Raw genomic sequence first — 19,878 nt, forward strand, 5'->3', positions numbered from 1 at the left:
TGACCTCATGGGTTTACTGTGCGTGCGGCGGCATTAGATGTTATCGAAGGTGCTGCATTTAGCTTTTCTATAATGAGCTTTTCGATAAAAGGCATAAGCTGGCCGCTTTCGCCCATCCAAGTTAACCAACTCTGATAGATAGCCGTTTCTAGGTTTAAGCCCACCAAATAACTGGCGGCTAACTGCCGACGACTCTGTAAGTACTCGCTGGTACTCACATCCCCCGCCTGCCATTGTTGGCTTAAGGATTTAGCCGCTTTAGCACCTGACACTTGCACTAATTCGCGCCAGTCTTGGTAACGCTCAAGTAAACGCGGTAACGCGTAGAGGACGTGTTTCTGCTTGGCGGTAAGTACTCGCTCACGGGCAAGATAGCCTTGCTCCGCGATAGCGATGCCCTTATCGGCCACTGCTTGTAACTCACTGTAGTTATTGCGAACTTGTAGAGGAATCGACACGCCGACACCGAGTTTATTGTCCGTGCCCTCCTTTTCAGCGCCTAGGCTAATGGTCGGGTCCGCTGACGTATCAGCCTTGACTTGCATGGCATTGACTCGCGCCAACAGCACTTGTTGGAAAGCGCTCGCCAGTGCTGGCAAAGTTGATTTGGAGGTGCTCAACTCGGCCGCTGGCGCTTGCTTAGCCTGAGTCACAAAGAAATGGATCTCTTTGATAAACTCACTAAAAGCGAAATTATTATCCCCCAGTAATTCAATTACTTTGCCATCGGCCACTAAGGCCACCTGCTCGGCTAAGGCGTAGTCGGCAGTATTAGAGGCGACTTCGAGTTGTATCAATTGCAGCTCGACATTGGATAAATCCCCCGCCGCCAATCGCTGCTCAGCAATATTGAGCTGCGCCTTGGTGAACCTTAATTGCTGCTCGGCAAAGGTCAGCGCCTTACGGCTTTGCGCCTGTTCTGCCAAGGCCAGCAAGCGTTCGGCTAACATTTGGCTACGCTCTAACCCTATGTCCGCTAAAAGGATTTGCGCTTCAAGCTCGGCACGCTGTGTCGCCACGCCGCGCTTGTCACCCCAATCGAGGGTTTGACTCAGCCCTAAGCTATAAGCATCTGTATCAGCATTTTGATAATTAAGCCCAAGTTCTGGGTTATACACAGCGCGATCTGCCGCCTGAATGGCCAGTTTGGCTTGTTGCTGCCTTACTAGTTGCACCTGAACTTCAGGTAACTGATTGAACTGTGTAAGTAACTCAGGCAACCATTGGCCAAAGTTGACATGTGCCGTGTCGGTTTCTTTGGCGGGTAAACCCAGTGATTGCGCCTTAAATGCCTCAACTTCAGAGGCATTGATTTCAGGGGCATTAGCCTCAGAGGCTTTGGTTTCAAGGACCTTGACTTCAAGGACGTTGACTTCAAGAGAATCATTTTCTGCCGCGAGGGCAAAGGCTACCAATCCGGCGGCCAATACTAATCCGCAGCTAAACAAGCCCGATCTAAACAGACAAACTAAAGTACGGGCGAGAATCGTTTTTTTCATCGCAAATCCTAACAATATCGAATGTGGATCGGCTGACTTTTGCGCCCAAAGCGAAACGGCTAGATGTGAGCTTCATTTACATAGCTCAATGCAAAGCAATCATATCGTTCTGGGCATGGCAAATAAGCGCCGATCGAATCATCCCGCCAAGCAATACAGTAACGGCTAAAAAGCCAATGACGGCTCCAACAGTTAACGCTGCGAGCATCAGTTCAAGCGTATCTTTTGGGGGATGAACATAACGGACTTATCACGCGGCAAAATAGAATGAGATCCAATCAGATGAATCAATCGTCCTAGGCCGAGAAATAAGCCGAATATTGGAGAATTAAGCGATAGGAGGGCGGTATTTAGGTAAATTTTCAGGCGGGAAATAGGATACATCGGTAGGCAGATAGACGCTTTCTAACGCCTGTACAGGCTGACTCACTGCCTGAGATAACAGCGCCACATGACCGCCATGGCATTGACAGTCGAGGCATAGGTCAAAATCTTGTATTTCAGTGGTTTTCACTAAGTGGGAATGAAATCCGTTGCTTTGGTTCTCACCCGCGTGATTACTGGTGACACCCGTGGAGTCCGCAAAGCCTAAGGCTTGCTCGCTTGGGCAAACGCAATCGACACATTGGGCCAAAGTGGTCACTTGGGCACTAAATTGCAGATGGGGATGATTCTCAGCTTCTTCCGCACCATTGCCCGCATGTAACTGATGCGCACCCAAATTCGCGCCGGCAAATTGCAGCACGATAATGGCTATCAGTAGGGTTACCATTCGAGTAAAAAATGGCTTAGCGGTAGAATTCAAATATCACCTATAGCAAATAACGGATAACGGATAACCGAACATCTGACCCGTATGATAAACATAAGTTCACAGCTCGCAAGCAAAGTCTTTCAAGCTGTGATCTCTAAAGGCTAACGCTGACTTAAACACTCAGTGCTTATTTAAACACACAGCACTTATTTAAATACACAGTGCTTATTTAAATACACAGTGCTTAGCGTAATCAGCGGCTTCGTTAGCAGTCCAATCGCCAGACGGCTTATTTTTCATCTGTTTACACCAAGCATCACTGCCCACTTCTGGCGCGCAGGCACTCAGTCCAGCGGTAAATGCCAAGACTAACGCAATCGCACTGACCTTAGAAACTGTCAGCGAAGAAACAGAGCCCGATTTCAATAATGACATACTTAATTCCTTGTAAATATGGCCTAAATTAGACCATTAAATATTCGAACGCTTAGTGATCCAAGCAATCGCTTTGGCTTTCTGTTCGAGTGGAAACCAAGCCACTTCGCCCTGCATAAAAGGCCCGAGTAAGCGCACCGCATTTCCTACCCAATCAGGGCCGCCCACAAATACTAAGGCTTCAAAATTCGGTAACTGGACTTCACCACTACCAGTCAGCGACTCAAATTCCCAGCCTTCGAGTAACACATCCGCCTCAATATACAGGCAAACTTGGCCCCAATCCTTACGATAACTCTTAATCGCTGGCTGTAAACGGGTCCGATAATCGGTGGAGGATAGTCGGCCACTGGCAAAAAGACTGATAACACCCTTAGCAATATCGGGGATTTGGCATAACATAGAGGCACTCCGAATCGAGAACACTTTTGCAGGCAATGGCTTTAGCCAATGCAGCGGCAAAGAATGCGCCCGATGATAACAAATCTATTGGAAAGCCATAAGTCATTATTGATGGCTTCTCAATCCATGCTGAAAAATGCCTAAGTTTGCCATGATAAAAATCTCAAACCGTGTGGAACTTCAGGAAAATGAAATCGAGTGGCAATTTATCCGTTCGAGTGGTGCAGGCGGCCAGCACTTAAATAAAGTGTCCACCGCTGCGCAGCTGATTTTCGATATTAAAAGCTCATCATTACCCGAGTTTTACCAAGAACGCTTGCTCAACAAGGCGGATCACCGCATCACTAAAAGCGGCAAAATCATCATCAAATGTCAAGCGAGTCGCAGCCAAGATGCCAACCGCCAAACAGCCTTGGAGCAATTTATCGCCTTGATTGCCAGTGTCGGTGAAGTGCAGAAAAAACGCATCCCCACCCGCGCCACTAAAGGCAGCCAAACTCGGCGATTAGAAACCAAGAAACAAAAAGGTGCCACTAAGGCCATGCGTCAACAGAAGAGTGACTATTAACTTAGGTGACAGTTAACTTAGATGACAATTAACTCAACTGACAGTCAACTTAGGCAATTGCTAACTCGGTACCAGAGAAATAACCGCAATTGAACCCAGCCAACAATGGCACAGGATTTCAAAGGTATAATCGGCTCGCACATGATCAGCTCGCACACAATTGACTAACGGATAATGCAAAATCGATTTGAACAGGTTAAGTTAATGGCCTATGTAGAAAACTGAAATAAATTTATTCCAACTTTAATCCCAGCATAAATCCCAAGGCATGCCGTAAAGGAAAGCGCAATGAGTCACAAAATTTTGCTCGTCAATGGCCCCAATCTCAACCTCTTAGGCCGCCGCGAGCCCAGCGTTTATGGTCATCAAACCTTAGCCGACATAGTGGCGGAGTTAAATCAGCAGGCAAAGTTGGCGGGAGTTGAGCTCGAACATATTCAGTCCAACGCCGAATTTGAGCTAATCAATGCGATTCATGCAACCGATGCCCAGATGATTATTATCAATCCCGCCGCCTTTACCCACACCAGCGTCGCCCTGCGTGATGCCTTGCTTGGGGTGGCAATTCCTTTTTTTGAAGTGCATTTATCCAATGTGCACGCCCGTGAAGCCTTTCGCCACCATTCCTATTTTTCCGATAAGGCGATAGGTGTGATTTGCGGTTTCGGTTCACAGGGTTATGAGTTTGCGCTGGCGGCGGCCATTAAGCGGCTCAACCAGCCACAGTAAATTCTATTCAATAGCGTGCTTTGCAAGGGCAGATAAATGGCAATGGATCTTCGTAAAATTAAAAAACTCATTGAGTTAGTACAAGAATCTGACATAGCAGAACTGGCGATCACCGAAGGTGAAGAATCAATTCGCATCACCCGCTACAGCCCTATGCCAGCCAATGTGCAATCACAGCAAGCGATCCCCAGAGCACCTGTGGCGCCTTTGAATGAACAGGCAAAGCAGACAGGCATTTCGCCAAGTACAGAAGGTTTTTTACAAGTCTCACCTATGGTCGGCACTTTTTACGCGGCGGCAGAACTCGATGATGTGCCGCTGGTTAAAGTCGGTCAACGTGTGAGCCAAGGTGAAGTGATCTGCATTATCGAAGCGATGAGAATGATGAATCCCATCCAAGCCGAGCGCGATGGCGTGGTCAGCACTATTTGGGCCAAAGACGGCGATGAAGTGGCATTCGATCAGCCACTATTTACCTTAATCTAACCGCTCGCCTTCCCATGAATTGAAGCGCACTTAGATTTAAGATGCGGTTTTCAAACCAAGACAGCATTAACCGAGGTCACTATGATATTAATTACCGGCGCCAGCAGTGGTTTAGGCGCGGCGCTCGCATCGCTCTACGCCAAAGAGAATGAAGCACTGACACTCACAGGTCGCCATGCCGAGCGCCTGCAAACCGTCGCCAATGCATTAACGCCTTTCTCCAACAAAACGATCGCTGCTATCACCGCCGATCTCGCCAGTGAATCGAGTCTCGAAGCCCTGTTCGATGGCCTAACGCAAGCCCCTAAGACCGTGATCCATTGCGCGGGCAGCGGCTACTTTGGTGCAATTGAAACCCAAGGGGCGAGCGATATCCAAAGCCTGCTCAATAACAATGTCACTTCGACGATTCTGTTAGTGCGGGAATTAGTGAAACGCTATAAAGATCAAGCAGTCACTGTGGTTGTGGTCATGTCCACCGCAGCACTGGCCGCCAAGGCGGGAGAATCCACTTACTGCGCGGCAAAATGGGCGGTGCGGGGATTTATCGAGTCGGTGCGATTAGAGCTTAAACAAAGCCCAATGAAGTTGATTGCCGTGTATCCCGGCGGCATGGACACAGGCTTTTGGCCCAGTAGCGGTAAGGCTTTAGATACCTCAAGCTTTATGTCCGCCGATGAAGCGGCAGGCATGCTCAAACAAGCCTTAGTTGCCACAGAGCATGGTTATATCGCCGATATCACCATACAAAGGGGCTAAATGTGCGGATTCGAGACGCAGAATATGACCACTGCGTCTCTTCCTTAGCACTCGCTAGTCGGCGCAGTTCGCTGTATTTAGGGTAACGACGCGACGGCTTTCTCTGTGGGTCAGCCACCACATCAACAGTCCTCCCAATGACAACAAAGACGCCGCATAACCTGTCGCGGCAATGCCTTGTCCAGACAGTATAACTAAACTGCCCACCCAAGGGCCAATTGCATTGGCAAGATTAAAGGCGCATTGCACTAAAGCGCCTGTCATGGCTTGCCCATCGGGTGCCACATCCATCAATCTGGCTTGCACAATAGTGGCGAGCCCTAACCCACAACCGACAAAAAATACCACGGGCATCAGCGCCCAGTAATGTCCGGTCAAACTCGGGTAAATCGCTAATACCACAGTGCTTAACACTAACGACCAAAACGCCGCCGCTAAGGCCGACTTATCCGCCGCCCAACCACACACTAAGGTCCCCAATGTTGCGCCAATACCAAATACTGCCATCATGATTGGGATCTTAAACGGCTCGACTTGTGTCACTTGGATTAAGGTTTCAGCCAGATAGGTATACACGCAGAAGATACCGCCAAAGCCAATGGCGGCGATGCCGAGCGTCAGCCAGACCTCACGATTTTTAAGGGTTTGTAGCTCTTTTTTGGGACTCGCATCAGCGGGCACGGCTTGATTAGGTGCTAAAAAATACACCATTATCGCGGTAATGGTCGCCAGAATCGCCACTATGCCAATGCCCGAGCGCCAGCCCACAGTTTGCCCCATCCAAGTCGCAAACGGCACACCGATAATCGTCGCCAGCGTAAGGCCAATAATCACCCGCGATACGGCGCGGGCCTTCATTTCTGGTGGCACTAAAGAGGCGGCGAGCAACATAGCCACGCCGAAATAAGCGCCGTGGGGCAAGCCGCTGAGAAAACGAAAAAAGATTAACCAATTCAATGATGGCGCTAACGCACTTAAGCCATTGGCCACCGCCATTAACGCGGCTAAGGCAATCAAGAGTGTTCGCCGTCTGACCCTAACGGCTAGCACCATGATAATTGGCGAACCGACCACAACCCCCAGCGCATAGGCACTAATGGCATAACTCACATGGGCAACCTCTACCCCTAAATCACTCGCGATATAAGGCACTAAGGTCATGGAAGCAAATTCTGTGGTGCCTAAAGCGAATGTTCCGAGTGCTAAGGCAAGTAACACCCATAATGTACTGGCGCCCTTATGCTGGTTTTGGGCAGCCTGATTTCTAACAGTATTCAAACCTCTTCTCCGCTATGCTATAAAACGACAACTAGCTGATAAATAACTAATAAAAGATAATAAAAGATGATAAATAAATTGGAGCCCACTAAGGGGCTCCAATTTCTCAGTCATTTACGTAATGTAAATCTATCTGACTAACTGTTCTTGATAGGTTTGACTGTTCCAGTCGTAGGCGTAAAGCGTGCCTTGCCACTCGTAAAGTGTACGACCATCCTGCTGCACAACCCTAGCATTGCTCGGCAAGCTAGACACACTGTGCGGTGCGCGTGGGCGCGGAGTCGCAACTGTTTTGCCTGTGCCGTTACTAGTTTGCGACACCAGTTGCCCAGTCGATTGTCCGGCCATATTTACAGGCATACTCGACACCATACGGCCTTCACTCGCAGAATACTGCATACTGGTTGTTACCCGTACAGGTGCAGAAATGGCCACAGGTTCATCGTCGTAGGCCATAGGAATCGACAAACCTATGCCCGAATAGGGCGAGTTCCAGTAATTTAGAGCGTAGGCGTCACGCGATGTATTCCAACCCCAATCATTGTTCCAATGGGTGTTCACACCATAACCGACATTCCAACCCGATCCCCACCCCGTAGCGAGCCCTAAACCCAGTCCTAAACCCCAAGGGTAATAAGGTCGATAATAGGGACGATAATGGCGATTATCTTTACGCACATGGCGGTTGTCGTAATAATTGTCATGACGATTGTTGTAATGACTATCGCCACGACTGTGGCTATCACGATGACCGTGACGTTCGTCTTGATCCGAATAGCCTCTATTTCCGGCCACCGCCACAGTCGGCACACTGAGCGCCCCCAAAAGTGAGATCCCCACGGCAAGCGATAAAACCAAGCACTTTAGCGACCGCTTATGCGCGCCATGTGATTGAGTTTGAACACACTTTTCTTGAGCAAACCATACAGGAATATTCATATAAACCTCGAAATAAAGGGCGTAAGCGAGATCTATCGCGACTTACTGGTAACCATTTTACGCTTCCTAAGCTTGAAGATCACTGAATTGGTTAACCCTAAAACAGAAAAATGCTATAGTGCGCGCCACACGGATTTTCACCGCAGAGGCTATTTCCACATGAGTTTTAAGGATTTACGCAGCTTTATTGATCACTTAGAAGCCAATGGCGAACTCAAACGCATTAGCTACCCAGTTGATCCTCATTTAGAAATGACAGAGATCGCCGATCGCGTATTACGCGCTCAAGGCCCTGCGTTATTATTTGAAAATCCCAAAAATCATCACATGCCCGTGTTGGTAAACCTGTTCGGTACGCCAAAACGTGTGGCCATGGCACTCGGCAAAGACGACCCATTAGCCCTGCGCGAAGTAGGCGAACTGTTAGCCTTTTTAAAAGAACCCGAGCCGCCACGCGGTTTTAAAGACGCGATCGCTAAGATCCCTATGTTCAAGCAAGCCTTGAATATGCCGCCAAAGACAGTGCGTAATCCGCCTTGCCAACAAATCATCAAAACCGGCGATGAGGTCGACTTAACCCAATTGCCTATTCAGCATTGCTGGCCGGGCGATGTCGCACCACTAGTGACCTGGGGCTTAACCATCACCAAAGGCCCGCGTAAGAGTCGTCAGAATTTAGGCATTTATCGCCAACAATTACTGGGTAAAAACAAGCTGATTATGCGCTGGTTATCCCACCGTGGCGGCGCGTTAGATTTTGCTGATTTTAAACAACAATTCCCCGGTGAGCGTTATCCGGTTGTGGTCGCACTCGGCGCCGATCCTGTGACCATTTTAGGTGCCGTCACCCCAGTCCCCGATTCCATGAGCGAATACGCTTTTGCCGGTTTACTGCGCGGTGAACGTACCGAAGTCTGTAAGGCATTAAGCTGTGACTTAGAAGTGCCCGCCACCAGTGAAATCATCCTCGAAGGCTATATCGATCCTGAGGAACTGGCGGAAGAAGGCCCCTACGGCGATCACACGGGTTACTACAACGAAACCGATAAGTTTCCAGTATTTACCGTTACTCACATCACTCAGCGTAAAGATGCCATCTACCACAGCACTTACACTGGCCGTCCACCGGATGAGCCTGCCATGCTGGGGGTCGCATTAAACGAAGTGTTTGTGCCGATTTTGCGTAAGCAATATCCTGAGATCGTTGATTTTTATCTGCCACCTGAGGGCTGTTCGTACCGCATGGCAGTGATCTCCATTCGCAAACAATATCCGGGACATGCCAAACGAGTGATGATGGGCGCTTGGTCTTTCCTGCGCCAATTTATGTACACTAAGTTTATTGTCATAGTGGATGAAGATGTGAACTGCCGTGACTGGCAGGATGTGATCTGGGCGATCACCACCCGTATGGACCCTAAACGCGATACCGTGATGATCGAAAACACCCCGATCGACTACCTCGATTTTGCTTCACCCGTTGCGGGCTTAGGCTCAAAAATGGGACTCGATGCCACCAATAAGTGGGAAGGTGAAACCAACCGCGAATGGGGCACGCCAATCGTGATGGATCCAAAAGTAAAACAAAAGATCGACTCAATCTGGGATGAGTTAGGCATAGACGACAGCCCAACCCTATAATTCAGCTTAAGCCATTACTCAAGTATCGGCTTTAGCCAAGAGAATAGGCCAATAACAGGCCTCTAAAGCGACACCTAGACACATACTGTTGAAGAAAGGTGCAAAGGAAGTTTGATGAAAACCATACGTTGTAAGATAGAGAAAGTTAACCCATTTAACGATGCCGTATATCAAGTATTGTTAAGGCCTGAAACCGCCTTCGATTTCCAAGCGGGGCAATACTTATGTGTTGTCATGGGTGAAAAAGATAAACGCCCCTTCTCTATCGCATCAGCGCCAAACGCCGAGCTGATCGAATTACACATTGGCGCCGCTGTAAGTGAAAGCTACCCAATGCAAGTGGTCGAGCGCCTGAAAGCCTGCGCTATTGACGGCAGCACTATCGACATCGAAGCCCCAGGCGGCGAAGCCCACCTGCGTCACGAAAGCATTCGTCCTCGCCTGTTAATCGCCGGCGGCACAGGTTTCTCTTACATTAAAAGTATCATTGAGCACCAAATCGCCCTCGGCCAACAAGTTGAAACTATGCTGTATTGGGGTTGTCGCACCCAAGATGCCATGTATTTTGAAACCATCGCCCGCGAGTGGCACGACGCTCACCCTTGGTTACACTTCGTGCCAGTTATCGAAGAAGCTCCCGCTAATTGGCAAGGCAAAACCGCTAATCTGTTAGCGCAAATCAAACAAGATTTTGTCAGCTTAAATGGCTACGACATCTATATCGCTGGCCGTTTCGACATGGTGGGTGCAGCACGGGAAATCTTCCGCGAGATTGGTGTAGAAGAAGCACATCTCTACGGTGATGCGTTCGCGTTTATCAAATAACGCGATAATTTGTATGCTTGGCTGGCTAACGTTTGCCAGCATAGGCTTAAATAATAAACCCCAGTTTTTACTGGGGTTTTGTTTTTACATTACGCCGTATTTCACTTATTGGTGTGTTCTAAAGATCTAGAAATTTTCAAGTCAGCGAATAATGTAATTATTAAGCACTGTCATTCCAGTGACTCGCCGTAAATATATCCCTATAGGCTCGACGGCGGCATCCATGCCGCCAACGGTCACTTACATGCCAGTGCTTAATCTCCCTAAACTCCTCAGAAACCTGAAAGTCTTTTTTACTGCCATGATTGCTGAAAGTTTAACAATGGGCGGGTCATCAAATTACTAACAGATAGTAAAGATATAAACTACATCTGCTGTGAATCTCTTCACAGCCCACATACCCTATAGTTTAGATTAATCTGGCTTTCAATCATCACGACTTCAACCTCAGGAGAAGAACACTCGTGACAGAAGAAGCTAAATGCCAGCTCACCACTTATCAGTCCGCTCTTATCGGTCTAGTGACTATAAGACTAAGATCATCTTGCCAATGTAATCCCGGTGCTTTCATAAACCCGGCATCCTCATCACGGAGAATCACATAGCCAGAAGTTGACTACGCGCCATTAAGATTAGGTGTATCTATTCTTTTATCTCTTTCAGTGTAAAAAGAACTAACGGAATATTTTTACAGAATACTTCGGAAATTTTCTAGTGATATTAATGATATATAAGATAAGAATGCCAACTCTTATAGTTCAACTTTTTAGGTCTGTATGCCAAAATCAATTTTATCACCCATTATTCCCATAGCTTCCACTCAATCAATATTTGGCACTGTAGGGAAAAGCGAAAATGATTTTTCCAAAAATGTAAAAAGTGTTCGGAATATCCCAAATGTAGCAGCACAAATATCACCAAGGGTCTTCAATCATAATGGCATAGCGATAAGCCAAACAGGTCATGCTAAACAATTAGTTATTTTGACTCACGGCGGATGGAAAGAGCTTGAGAATAAGTCAACCGCCTTTCGCCGCCAGGTCGGTGATGGATGGACACATGTACCCACTGGATTACGTATAGATTTCTATACTGAGGATAAAAACTTCACTAAAGGGCCGAGTGTACTTTCAGAAGTGAATAAACGACCAAATGATGCGCTTAAAGGATTAGAGCCCCATCTAGGGCTCAGTGAAAGCGATTTAGTTCTCTTAGCGAATAGTCGAAATAAGTCGGTTGAGAGTATTCGAGATGACATGCTGAACTTGGCGACTTATAAGAAAGATGGCGTCACTGAGGGCGGGAGAGTGAAAGATTATGCCTTATACCATCATGAAAATACTCATGCCTTAATACAGCAACATCAAAATGGAAAATATAGTCCAGATGTTGATATTGCATTGGTCACGGATAAAAAGCATAAACGACATCTCTCTGATATTTTTGAAGCGATCAAAAAATCTGGAGCAGAATATCAGGTTATTCACTTTGGAGCTTGTAGGGTTGAACGAAGTGGTTCTGCAGTGCCTGAGTTAGCATAATCTCAGCAGTCAGAATCGCAACGGATTTGACCAGTAGACTATTTGAGACCTAGCAACACCTTTAGACACCTTGCTAAGTGAGTTAAATCACTTAGCAAGGTGAATCATGGCGACATAGAAAATCGCTGAATTTAGAGTCGAAGCACTGAGGCGTGTGGATAAGATCGCTGTTGCCGCTCAGCTCACCGTTAGACAATTGTCACTCACCCCATACCCGACCAATGAGGACTGCTCGTCCTATCAAAAACGTCCATGTTAAATAGCCAGCTCGATATCCATATCTCGCGCTCAAAGCGGCCGTAGGCCTTCGCCCTTGGATTCTCCAAGACGAACAACTTCCATATCTAACTGCCAGTTCGTCATCCATGACTCTCGTTCATAACGCTGCTGCGCAGCATTCTCCCTAGCGAAGTTACATTCATTAGTGACTGGCTTCGTGCTTATTCGAAAATCGCTCACGCGATTTTCTTCAACCCCTTCAGCAACTTCGCAGGTGATAGGTATTATCTGTAGCTAACGAGTTAAAAATTTAATTTTAATCATACTGTTATCACTATTTATAGCTTTTTAATTCCATTAAAAGAAGCGGCTAATTGTTGAAGCTCGCCAGTTTCATGAAGCCACAAATAAACCGTGTCCAAAAACCTGCCTGACTCTTTTATAAAAACCATTTGGTCACCTAACCCATTGCCCGCAATTGTGATGGCATTCTCAGGGAAATGACCGAACCCTTTGCAGGAACTAGTTTCATAAAGGATGTGATGACAAGTGCGGGAAATTCGTTTTCTATCGGAAGTATCTTTAATCGGGTACAACTCCCAATCATCTTCTGCCGTAGCAGCCTCGCCACCATTATCTAATTTCATTGCTTCACGATATTCGCGTGGCAATGTTGAACCCAACTCTTGTTCAGTTAGGACTAATTGTTCTTCCGATAAATCAAAAGGCACTTATCTCTCCTTAGCTATTTAAAGTCCATTCGAAAGCTTTATAGCTTCACTAGTTACACCATCGACAAGGGCTTTAATCTGATCTTGAGAAAGTATGTACGCAAACTCGCCGATACGACTTTGAAGAATACTATTCTCAGCGCTGTTAGTAGCACTGATAAAATATTCGAGTGAACATTGTGCAATTACTGTAGGAAGAAACGATATATCTGAAAATGTATCATTCGCACTTCCAACTAAAATACAGCTAGAAGAAAGTGGTAAATAAACCGCTTGTACATGATCATCCTTCTCAGTGAACGGCTTGAAAGTTCTATCACCTTCTACTTGAAAAACAAGCATAGAGTCTCCCAATGGAACTACCATATCTTGGGTATGTATGATCCTATAAACTAAGCGTTCATAAATATCTGTTTTTAATGGTGGAGCTATCGTCTGTTGTAACCCTTTTAGATGACCAGATTTAGCCGATGATTTTATAATCTCCGGAACTGCTATTCGAAATTGTTCTACTATCACAGGTAAATAATCAAAAATATTAGGCAAAGACTGTTCAATAAGAGACTGAATAATATTGATAAACTCTTCTGGGACTGAGTCAGAAAGATACCGTAACTTCAATTCATTAGTAATTGCATTTTGTAGAGTATTTGGGTCATTAAATATCCTATTTTGTACATACCGCTCAAATGCATGCTTGTCCTCGACGAACCGAAGTGACTCCTCAATCAGAACATTGACAGAACAACAAAAACTTTGGCGTAGGTAGCGAGTTCTTACTTCAAAATGCGCGAGCAATTCAGCAATTGCCTTATTGTTAAGCACTGAATCATCTCTTGCATTGCGTAATTCTTCAACTAAAGCACTGTGGCGAACTTCAGCAACTGTTATATTGTCATCGACCTGCGTATCCCCATTTAGTGAATAAAACTGCCCTTCTATACCAATGTTGATCGTATTAGTATTGAAGATCTTTAAATCCTTACGATATACCCACGTAAAAGTCTCGCTACCGTTTGTATGACTAGCAAATCCAGCTTGGAGAAATCGAGGAACAAAGTGGTGACGCTTACCAGACATATATTTAATACCTAACAAAAAATCAGCGTTCCATTTTAAAACAATAACATAATCTGCTTTAACGTTGTCTTCAAGCAACAGTAAAAGATAGAACCGAGCGCTCTTTTGAGATTAATAGCTAACCCCGAAATAGCAGGAGTTCACCTCCCCCGGCGAAGTTGTCGAAATACGCAAATAAAAATGCCGTGGCGACATCATGGATGATGGCGCAGGCTCGGAGGCACATGGATGTGCCATCTGAGCCGTTAGGCGATTTTTATTGGAGTATGAGACAAGTAACTAATGCATGTAACTTCGCTAGGGGCGTCATGGAGCATCCAAGGAGGATAGGACGAGCAGTCCTCCTTGGTCGGGTGTGGGGTGAAGCCCCACGACTTTGACTTTGATTTTAAAAAAAGCTTTAGATTGCTCTGCCATGAGATACCAAAACTCATAAGTCAAAAACTTAAACGAAGTTTGAACACCCAAAGCCCTGCGGCACCTGAGCAACCCCTTACACTTGTGGTCTATGTAGATCGAAACGCAGATCTTCGGAGATCCCATAATAAGCCGATGGGCCACCGGCACGTAATACGGGCTCGGCAAGGGCAGTTTGATAAATCCCCTCGGCATTGAGTAAATGCTTAGCAATATGCACGGCCACCACTTCACCTAACACTAACCAAGTATCAATCTTGTCGCCATTGGCGGCGGTGAGTTGAATACATTGGGACAATTTGCATTCGAAGTTTACTGGGCTTTCAGCCACTAAATCGGCCTTAACAATGGTGCCAGCTTTAGCCGTGAGTCCTGCAAAACTAAACTCATCTTGACCGCGTGGCAGCATGGCGGAGGTTTGATTCATCTGCTCGGCTAAGCCGCGAGTGGTGAGGTTCCACACAAACTCCCCTGTTTCGACGATATTGGCGACACTGTCTTTCCAACCTGTGCTGGCAAAGCCGATGATGGGTGGTTTGTAGTTGAAACAATTGAAAAAGCTGTAAGGTGCGAGATTGCGTTGCCCCTCGGCATTCCGTGATGAAATCCAGCCAATTGGTCGAGGCCCCACAATCGCATTTAAAGGATCGTGTGCAAGGCCATGGCCTTTGCTCGGTTCGTAAAAATAGCGGTTATCAGCAGTCATACTTCATCCTTTTGTTATTGCCACAACAATACTGGAGCAATTAATACAGCCATCACAGGTACGCTTTTATAGCCGCTATCTTACCCAAGTTTCGAGCAGCGACCAAAAATCTGTAGGGCAACTTAAGTCAGCTCCTTGAACAACATCTGGCTGCAAATTTCAAATCCAACACACTCTTCTGCTAAAGTGATACTTATCAGTGGGCTAAAAAGCCTAACTCTGCTAAATAGCATGCGGCAAATGAAGGAGCGGTGAATGAACGCGATAAAAGGGGGATGGAAGAGGTTGTTGTTGGTCACAGTGCTGTTAGCGACGGGTTGTGCCAGCGTAGCGCAAATCGATTTCAATCGTCTGTTTGGCACTAGCTCACCGCAAAAACGCGTCGAAAATGCACAGCTGAACGACCAATTTATTCAACAGGCCGAGTTTGTGCACAAAGAAGTTGAGCCTATTCTCAATAGCCGCTGCGTGGTATGTCATGCCTGTTACGATGCCCCCTGTCAGTTAAAAATGACCTCAAGCGAAGGTATAGAGCGTGGGGCAAGTAAGGAAAAGGTTTACCAAGGCACACGCTTAGTCGCTGCCACACCTAATCGCTTACTTGTCGATGCCTTTACCCCAGAAGCTTGGCGTCAACGCGGGTTTTACCCCATGCTAAACGAGCGCGATCAAACCCCAGAAGCCAATACCCAAGCCTCGGTATTAGCCAGAATGCTCACGCTTAAGCAAATGCATCCCCTGCCCGAAGACAAGATTTTAGATAAGCGTTTTGATTTCAGCCTAGACAGAGTTCAGCAATGCGCCAGCCTAGAGGAAATGGACAAATACGAGCAAAGCCAGCCCCTTGCAGGTATGCCTTATGGCTTGCCAGCACTGAATGCGAATGAACATCAAGTGTTGATGCACTGGCTCGAGCAAGGTGCGCCACTGCCGTTTGCACAAGCGCTTACACCTGAATTTATTGCAGAAATAACCCTCTGGGAGACGTTTTTAAACGGCGACAGTTTAAAAAGCCAATTAAGTGCACGCTACATCTACGAGCATTTGTTTGCCTTCCATTTATATTTTGAGTCTTTGAATCAGCCGAACGCCCAGCCTTTATTCTTCGAGTTAGTGCGTTCTCGGACGCCGCCGGGGCAAGCGCTGGATATTATCGCCTCCCGTCGTCCCTTCGATGATCCTAAGGTGGAGCGAGTCTATTACCGCTTTCGGCCTTATCGGGCAACCATAGTCGATAAAACCCATATCCCCTACGCTTTGAATACCGGCTTGCTGGATAACTGGCAACAATGGTTTATCGATGCGGATTACTCAGTCACTCAACTGCCGAGCTACAAGCCGAGCGTTGCGGCCAATCCCTTTGAAGCTTTTATTCAAATTCCTGCCAGTGCGCGCTATCGATTTATGCTGACCCGCGCCCAAGATACCATTATGGGCTTTATCAAAGGCCCAGTGTGCCGTGGTCAGGTGGCGCTCAATGTCATTAACGATAGATTCTGGGTGTACTTTGTGACTCCAGATTATATGGACGACACTGACTTTAGCGCCTTTTACCATTCCCAACTTGAAAATCTACGTATGCCTGCAGAGGAAGAAAGCACTGCACTCGCAGTAACTTGGGTGAAATATGCCGCCAAGCAAGGCAAATATATGCGGGCGCGTAATCAGTTCTTGAACGAGAAATTCAAAAACGGCCAGCACCTCACCATAGACGGACTCTGGGATGGCGACGACAACAATGATAATGCCAGCCTGACAGTGCTGCGCCACTTCGACAATGCCACTGTGGTGAAAGGCTTAGTCGGCGAACCGCCCAAAACGGCTTGGATTATCGATTATGCCTTGCTGGAGCGTATCCACTATTTATTGGTCGCGGGTTTCGATGTTTATGGTAACTACGGCCACCAGCTATTAACTCGCTTATACATGGATTTTTTACGGATGGAGGGGGAATCGAATTTCCTGACCCTATTGCCGCAGGAGGAAAGACGCAAGCAGTTGAGTGATTGGTATCAAGGGGCAGGTACTCAGCTCACGGCCTTTATCGCAGGGGATATCAACACCTTTCATCAGCCTACGGGCGTACTCTACTTTAGCGCCGATCTAAAGGGCGAGCTGTATCAAAAACTCGGACAGAAGGTTGCTAAGGTTCAACCCAATCGATATCACATAGAAAACAGCAGCTTGCAAATACATAGCAAAGCACTTTTACACACATTAGATCGATTAAAAGGCACACAAGCGACCCTGTTACCTGAACTAACCATGATCATGGTCGAACCTGAAAAAGCGGGTAAAGCTGAGATATTTACCTTAGTTCGCAATAGCGCCCATCGGAATATTTCGAGCCTGTTTAATGAGGCAAGTAACCGCGAACCCGCTAAAGATGACGTCACTTTAGTGCATGGCTTATTGGGCAGTTATCCTGAGGCATTTTGGCAAGTGAAAGAACAGGACTTGCCTAACGTCGTAGCGACAGTAGAGAAAATGCAAACTGAAAAAGACTATGAGGCACTGTTAGATATGGTGGGTGTACGCCGTACTGATCCGAAGTTTTGGGCCTTTAGTGACGAACTCAATCAGATCTTTTTCGACAATCACCCGATAGAAAGTGGGTGGCTGGATTACAACCGACTGCAAAATCGTTAATAAAAAAGGGAACGCTAGCGTTCCCCTTCTTTTCAAATCAACCCAGTAAACTTACCAGATCTTAACGCGATCTTCTGGGGCCAAATACAGCTTGTCGCTAGGCTTAACATCGAATGCAGTATACCAAGCATCTAAGTTACGCACGGTCAGCGCGCGGTACATGCCGGGGGCATGTCCATCGGTTGCCACCCGAGCACGCAGGGCTTCGTCACGCATCTTAGTGGCCCAGGTTTGCGCAAAGCCGATAAAGAAGCGTTGATCACCAGTAAAGCCTCCAATCACTGGGGCATCTTTGCCTTTAAGCGAGGCGTGGTAAGCATCATAAGCGGCGGCTAAACCTGCTACGTCGGCAATGTTTTCACCTAAGGTCAACTTGCCATTCACGTGTAAATCAGGGAAAGGCGCATAAGCATCAAACTGCTGCGCTAACGCATCGCCTTGCTTATCAAATTGAGCAAAGTCGGCGGGCGTCCACCAGTTACGCATAGCGCCAGTCGAGTCAAAAGCCGCACCATTGTTATCAAAACTATGGCTGATTTCATGACCAATTACAGCGCCTATCGCGCCATAGTTGTAAGCGGCATCGGCTTTAGCATCGAAGAATGGCGGTTGCAAAATACCCGCGGGGAAGTTAAGCGCATTTTGCACCGGTAAATTCACCGCATTCACCACTTGCGGCGTCATCCACCACTCGCCTTTATCCATTGGTTTGCCAATCTTGGCTAACTGGTGGCTGTACTCCACTTTTTCGCCATTGATGGCATTGGCGTAGGCATTGGTCGCAGTCACAGCATAGCTGTCGTAATTGCGCCATTTGTCGGGATAACCCACGCCCACCGCCATAGTGGCCACTTTTGCAAGGGCTTCTTTCTTGGTTGAAGGGTCCATCCAATCGAGTTTTTCCACTCGCTGACCGAAGGCGGCCACTATGTTATCCACCATAGTGCTGACTTCTGCTTTGGCCGAAGCGGGGAAATATTGCTCGGCATAGGCATGGCCTACGGCATCACCTAAATATTGGTCGAGTGCCGCTAAGGCACGTTTATCGCGGCTGCGCTGCTCTGGCGTGCCAGAAAGCTTAGTGCCATTAAAAGCAAACGAAGCGTTGTCAATAGCCGATGGCAACACATCGGCATGGCCGTTGATATGGTGGAACACGAGCCAATCTTTCCATGCTTCTAAAGGCTCAGAGGCCACAAGCGCAGAAAGTCCCGTAATCGCCGTCGCATGGTAGGCCGCAAATTTAGGCTGATTGCCCAGTTGCGCCGCCGCTAGAAAGGCAGTCCAATCGATGCCCGGTGCTTTGGCATCAAAGTCAGCACGGCTCCATACACCCGAAGACTGGGTAAAATCTTCGCTTGCTTCACGGCTGGCGTGGGCCGCGGCAATCTTGTTTTCAAGGGCAAAAATACGATCGGCACGGACAGCGGCATCGCTCACACCCGCATCTTTAAGCAAGGTTTCAATGTAAGCGCGGTAAGCGGTGCGAATGTCGACCATTTTAGGATCGGCAGACAGGTAATATTCGCGCTCAGGTAAGCCTAAACCGCCCTGTAAAAAGTAAGGTAAGACTTCGCCCGGCGTCGCTAAACCTTGGGTTACGAAGATCCCAAATAGGTTTTCGGTATAAAAGTCAGTCGCGTTGAGAGGGTCGACATCGGCGCGCAGATTTCCGCCTAACGCCGCAGATAAATCCTGCTTGCTCGCAATGGCCTCATAACGGGCAATATCCGCCTCGGCAGGCTTCATTCCTGCGGCATCAATAGCAGCGGTATCTGTGTAAGCCTTGTAGAAATCGGCGATACGCGCTTCGTCGCTCCCCGCCGCATGTTGCGCTTTCACCAGATCGGCAATCAAACTGGTTTTATGCTTTTCGGTTGCTTCAAAGGCAACGAGGAAAGCGCCAGTGCTGGAGCGATCGGCGGGGATCATCGTCGTTTTCATCCATTCGCCATTGGCGTAGGTATAAAAATCATCCCCTGGTTTTACCGTTGGCGTCATAGCCGCGACATTAATGCCAATCGGCATTTGAGCCGCAACGTCTTGACTTTTTGGCGCGTTTTCGCTGGTTTTTACGGTGCTTTCTGTGGTGTTATCACTGCAAGCAGTGAGCCCAGCCAGTACTGAAGTTGACAGTAATAGCACGGGAATAAGACGGTCCGACATGAATGACTCCTCTCTCTTTTATTATTGTATTTATCTAGGTTTGGCAGTGTAACT

Annotated in this window: 19 protein-coding genes; 8 read left to right on the forward strand and 11 right to left on the reverse strand. The window is 47.3% G+C overall.

Translation table 11 applies throughout. From position 1 onward, the window contains the following. Positions 1 to 5 precede the first annotated feature (5 nt). The 4 genes from L5L94_RS14070 to L5L94_RS14085 all read right to left on the reverse strand — a co-directional run bounded on the left by L5L94_RS14070 (position 6) and on the right by L5L94_RS14085 (position 3,090). Positions 6 to 1,499: a TolC family protein gene (locus L5L94_RS14070; protein WP_263163696.1), complete on the reverse strand. Its 1,494-nt coding sequence runs from the start codon at positions 1,497 to 1,499 to the stop codon at positions 6 to 8. A gap of 328 nt (positions 1,500 to 1,827) precedes the next feature. After that, on the reverse strand, positions 1,828 to 2,271 hold the full coding sequence (locus tag L5L94_RS14075) for a hypothetical protein (RefSeq protein WP_198572034.1): 444 nt from the start codon (positions 2,269 to 2,271) through the stop codon (positions 1,828 to 1,830). 207 nt (positions 2,272 to 2,478) lie between these two features. Next, positions 2,479 to 2,688: a DUF3012 domain-containing protein gene (locus L5L94_RS14080; RefSeq protein WP_076498649.1), complete on the reverse strand. Its 210-nt coding sequence runs from the start codon at positions 2,686 to 2,688 to the stop codon at positions 2,479 to 2,481. Between the two features lie 36 nt (positions 2,689 to 2,724). Continuing rightward, positions 2,725 to 3,090: an STAS/SEC14 domain-containing protein gene (locus tag L5L94_RS14085; RefSeq protein WP_105250333.1), complete on the reverse strand. Its 366-nt coding sequence runs from the start codon at positions 3,088 to 3,090 to the stop codon at positions 2,725 to 2,727. Positions 3,091 to 3,226: 136 nt separating this feature from the next. On the opposite strand from L5L94_RS14085, the gene arfB reads away from it, so the two are divergent. The 4 genes from arfB to L5L94_RS14105 all read left to right on the forward strand — a co-directional run bounded on the left by arfB (position 3,227) and on the right by L5L94_RS14105 (position 5,632). Beyond that, positions 3,227 to 3,658 carry an alternative ribosome rescue aminoacyl-tRNA hydrolase ArfB gene (gene arfB / locus L5L94_RS14090; RefSeq protein WP_263143115.1) on the forward strand — a complete coding sequence of 144 codons (432 nt, stop codon included), beginning with the start codon at positions 3,227 to 3,229 and terminating at the stop codon, positions 3,656 to 3,658. Positions 3,659 to 3,946: 288 nt separating this feature from the next. Beyond that, positions 3,947 to 4,387 carry a type II 3-dehydroquinate dehydratase gene (aroQ, locus tag L5L94_RS14095; RefSeq protein ID WP_028759381.1) on the forward strand — a complete coding sequence of 147 codons (441 nt, stop codon included), beginning with the start codon at positions 3,947 to 3,949 and terminating at the stop codon, positions 4,385 to 4,387. Between the two features lie 36 nt (positions 4,388 to 4,423). Beyond that, positions 4,424 to 4,873, forward strand: coding sequence for an acetyl-CoA carboxylase biotin carboxyl carrier protein (gene accB / locus L5L94_RS14100; RefSeq protein ID WP_105250334.1), 450 nt, complete (start codon positions 4,424 to 4,426; stop codon positions 4,871 to 4,873). An 81-nt stretch (positions 4,874 to 4,954) separates the two neighbouring features. Then, positions 4,955 to 5,632: an SDR family NAD(P)-dependent oxidoreductase gene (locus L5L94_RS14105; RefSeq protein ID WP_263145418.1), complete on the forward strand. Its 678-nt coding sequence runs from the start codon at positions 4,955 to 4,957 to the stop codon at positions 5,630 to 5,632. A 54-nt stretch (positions 5,633 to 5,686) separates the two neighbouring features. Here L5L94_RS14105 and L5L94_RS14110 read toward each other — a convergent pair whose 3' ends face one another. Both L5L94_RS14110 and L5L94_RS14115 read right to left on the reverse strand, forming a co-directional pair. After that, positions 5,687 to 6,910, reverse strand: coding sequence for an MFS transporter (locus tag L5L94_RS14110; protein ID WP_219251012.1), 1,224 nt, complete (start codon positions 6,908 to 6,910; stop codon positions 5,687 to 5,689). 129 nt (positions 6,911 to 7,039) lie between these two features. Beyond that, positions 7,040 to 7,849 (reverse strand): hypothetical protein, encoded by an 810-nt coding sequence (locus tag L5L94_RS14115; protein ID WP_263163698.1) that lies wholly within the window; start codon positions 7,847 to 7,849, stop codon positions 7,040 to 7,042. Between the two features lie 159 nt (positions 7,850 to 8,008). Here L5L94_RS14115 and ubiD point away from each other — a divergent pair, with 159 nt between their 5' ends. The 3 genes from ubiD (at position 8,009) to L5L94_RS14130 (ending at position 11,856) form a co-directional block, all read left to right on the forward strand. Further along, on the forward strand, positions 8,009 to 9,490 hold the full coding sequence (ubiD, locus tag L5L94_RS14120) for a 4-hydroxy-3-polyprenylbenzoate decarboxylase (protein ID WP_173247757.1): 1,482 nt from the start codon (positions 8,009 to 8,011) through the stop codon (positions 9,488 to 9,490). A 114-nt stretch (positions 9,491 to 9,604) separates the two neighbouring features. Then, positions 9,605 to 10,315, forward strand: a complete 711-nt coding sequence (fre, locus tag L5L94_RS14125; protein WP_063883664.1) for an NAD(P)H-flavin reductase — start codon at positions 9,605 to 9,607, stop codon at positions 10,313 to 10,315. Positions 10,316 to 11,091: 776 nt separating this feature from the next. Then, positions 11,092 to 11,856, forward strand: coding sequence for a putative adhesin (locus tag L5L94_RS14130; RefSeq protein ID WP_173247763.1), 765 nt, complete (start codon positions 11,092 to 11,094; stop codon positions 11,854 to 11,856). Between the two features lie 288 nt (positions 11,857 to 12,144). On the opposite strand, the gene L5L94_RS14135 is transcribed toward L5L94_RS14130, so the two are convergent. The 4 genes from L5L94_RS14135 to L5L94_RS14150 all read right to left on the reverse strand — a co-directional run bounded on the left by L5L94_RS14135 (position 12,145) and on the right by L5L94_RS14150 (position 15,009). Further along, positions 12,145 to 12,315: a hypothetical protein gene (locus tag L5L94_RS14135; RefSeq protein ID WP_263163700.1), complete on the reverse strand. Its 171-nt coding sequence runs from the start codon at positions 12,313 to 12,315 to the stop codon at positions 12,145 to 12,147. A gap of 98 nt (positions 12,316 to 12,413) precedes the next feature. After that, a complete protein-coding gene (locus L5L94_RS14140) occupies positions 12,414 to 12,806 on the reverse strand; it encodes an SMI1/KNR4 family protein (RefSeq protein WP_263163702.1) in 393 nt (130 codons plus the stop codon). A gap of 18 nt (positions 12,807 to 12,824) precedes the next feature. Then, the gene (locus tag L5L94_RS14145; protein WP_263163703.1) at positions 12,825 to 13,886 is read right to left on the reverse strand and encodes a DUF4238 domain-containing protein; all 1,062 of its coding nucleotides are present in this window, start codon (positions 13,884 to 13,886) and stop codon (positions 12,825 to 12,827) included. A gap of 493 nt (positions 13,887 to 14,379) precedes the next feature. Further along, positions 14,380 to 15,009, reverse strand: a complete 630-nt coding sequence (locus L5L94_RS14150) for a flavin reductase family protein (RefSeq protein WP_011845657.1) — start codon at positions 15,007 to 15,009, stop codon at positions 14,380 to 14,382. A gap of 255 nt (positions 15,010 to 15,264) precedes the next feature. Here L5L94_RS14150 and L5L94_RS14155 point away from each other — a divergent pair, with 255 nt between their 5' ends. Continuing rightward, positions 15,265 to 17,658 (forward strand): fatty acid cis/trans isomerase, encoded by a 2,394-nt coding sequence (locus L5L94_RS14155; RefSeq protein WP_263163704.1) that lies wholly within the window; start codon positions 15,265 to 15,267, stop codon positions 17,656 to 17,658. Between the two features lie 51 nt (positions 17,659 to 17,709). Here the strand turns inward: L5L94_RS14155 and L5L94_RS14160 are convergent, their stop codons facing one another. Next, the gene (locus L5L94_RS14160; RefSeq protein ID WP_263163705.1) at positions 17,710 to 19,824 is read right to left on the reverse strand and encodes a M13 family metallopeptidase; all 2,115 of its coding nucleotides are present in this window, start codon (positions 19,822 to 19,824) and stop codon (positions 17,710 to 17,712) included. Between the last annotated feature and the right edge of the window lie 54 nt (positions 19,825 to 19,878).

The organism is Shewanella sp. SM21 (assembly GCF_025654335.1).
Taxonomy (GTDB): domain Bacteria; phylum Pseudomonadota; class Gammaproteobacteria; order Enterobacterales; family Shewanellaceae; genus Shewanella; species Shewanella oncorhynchi.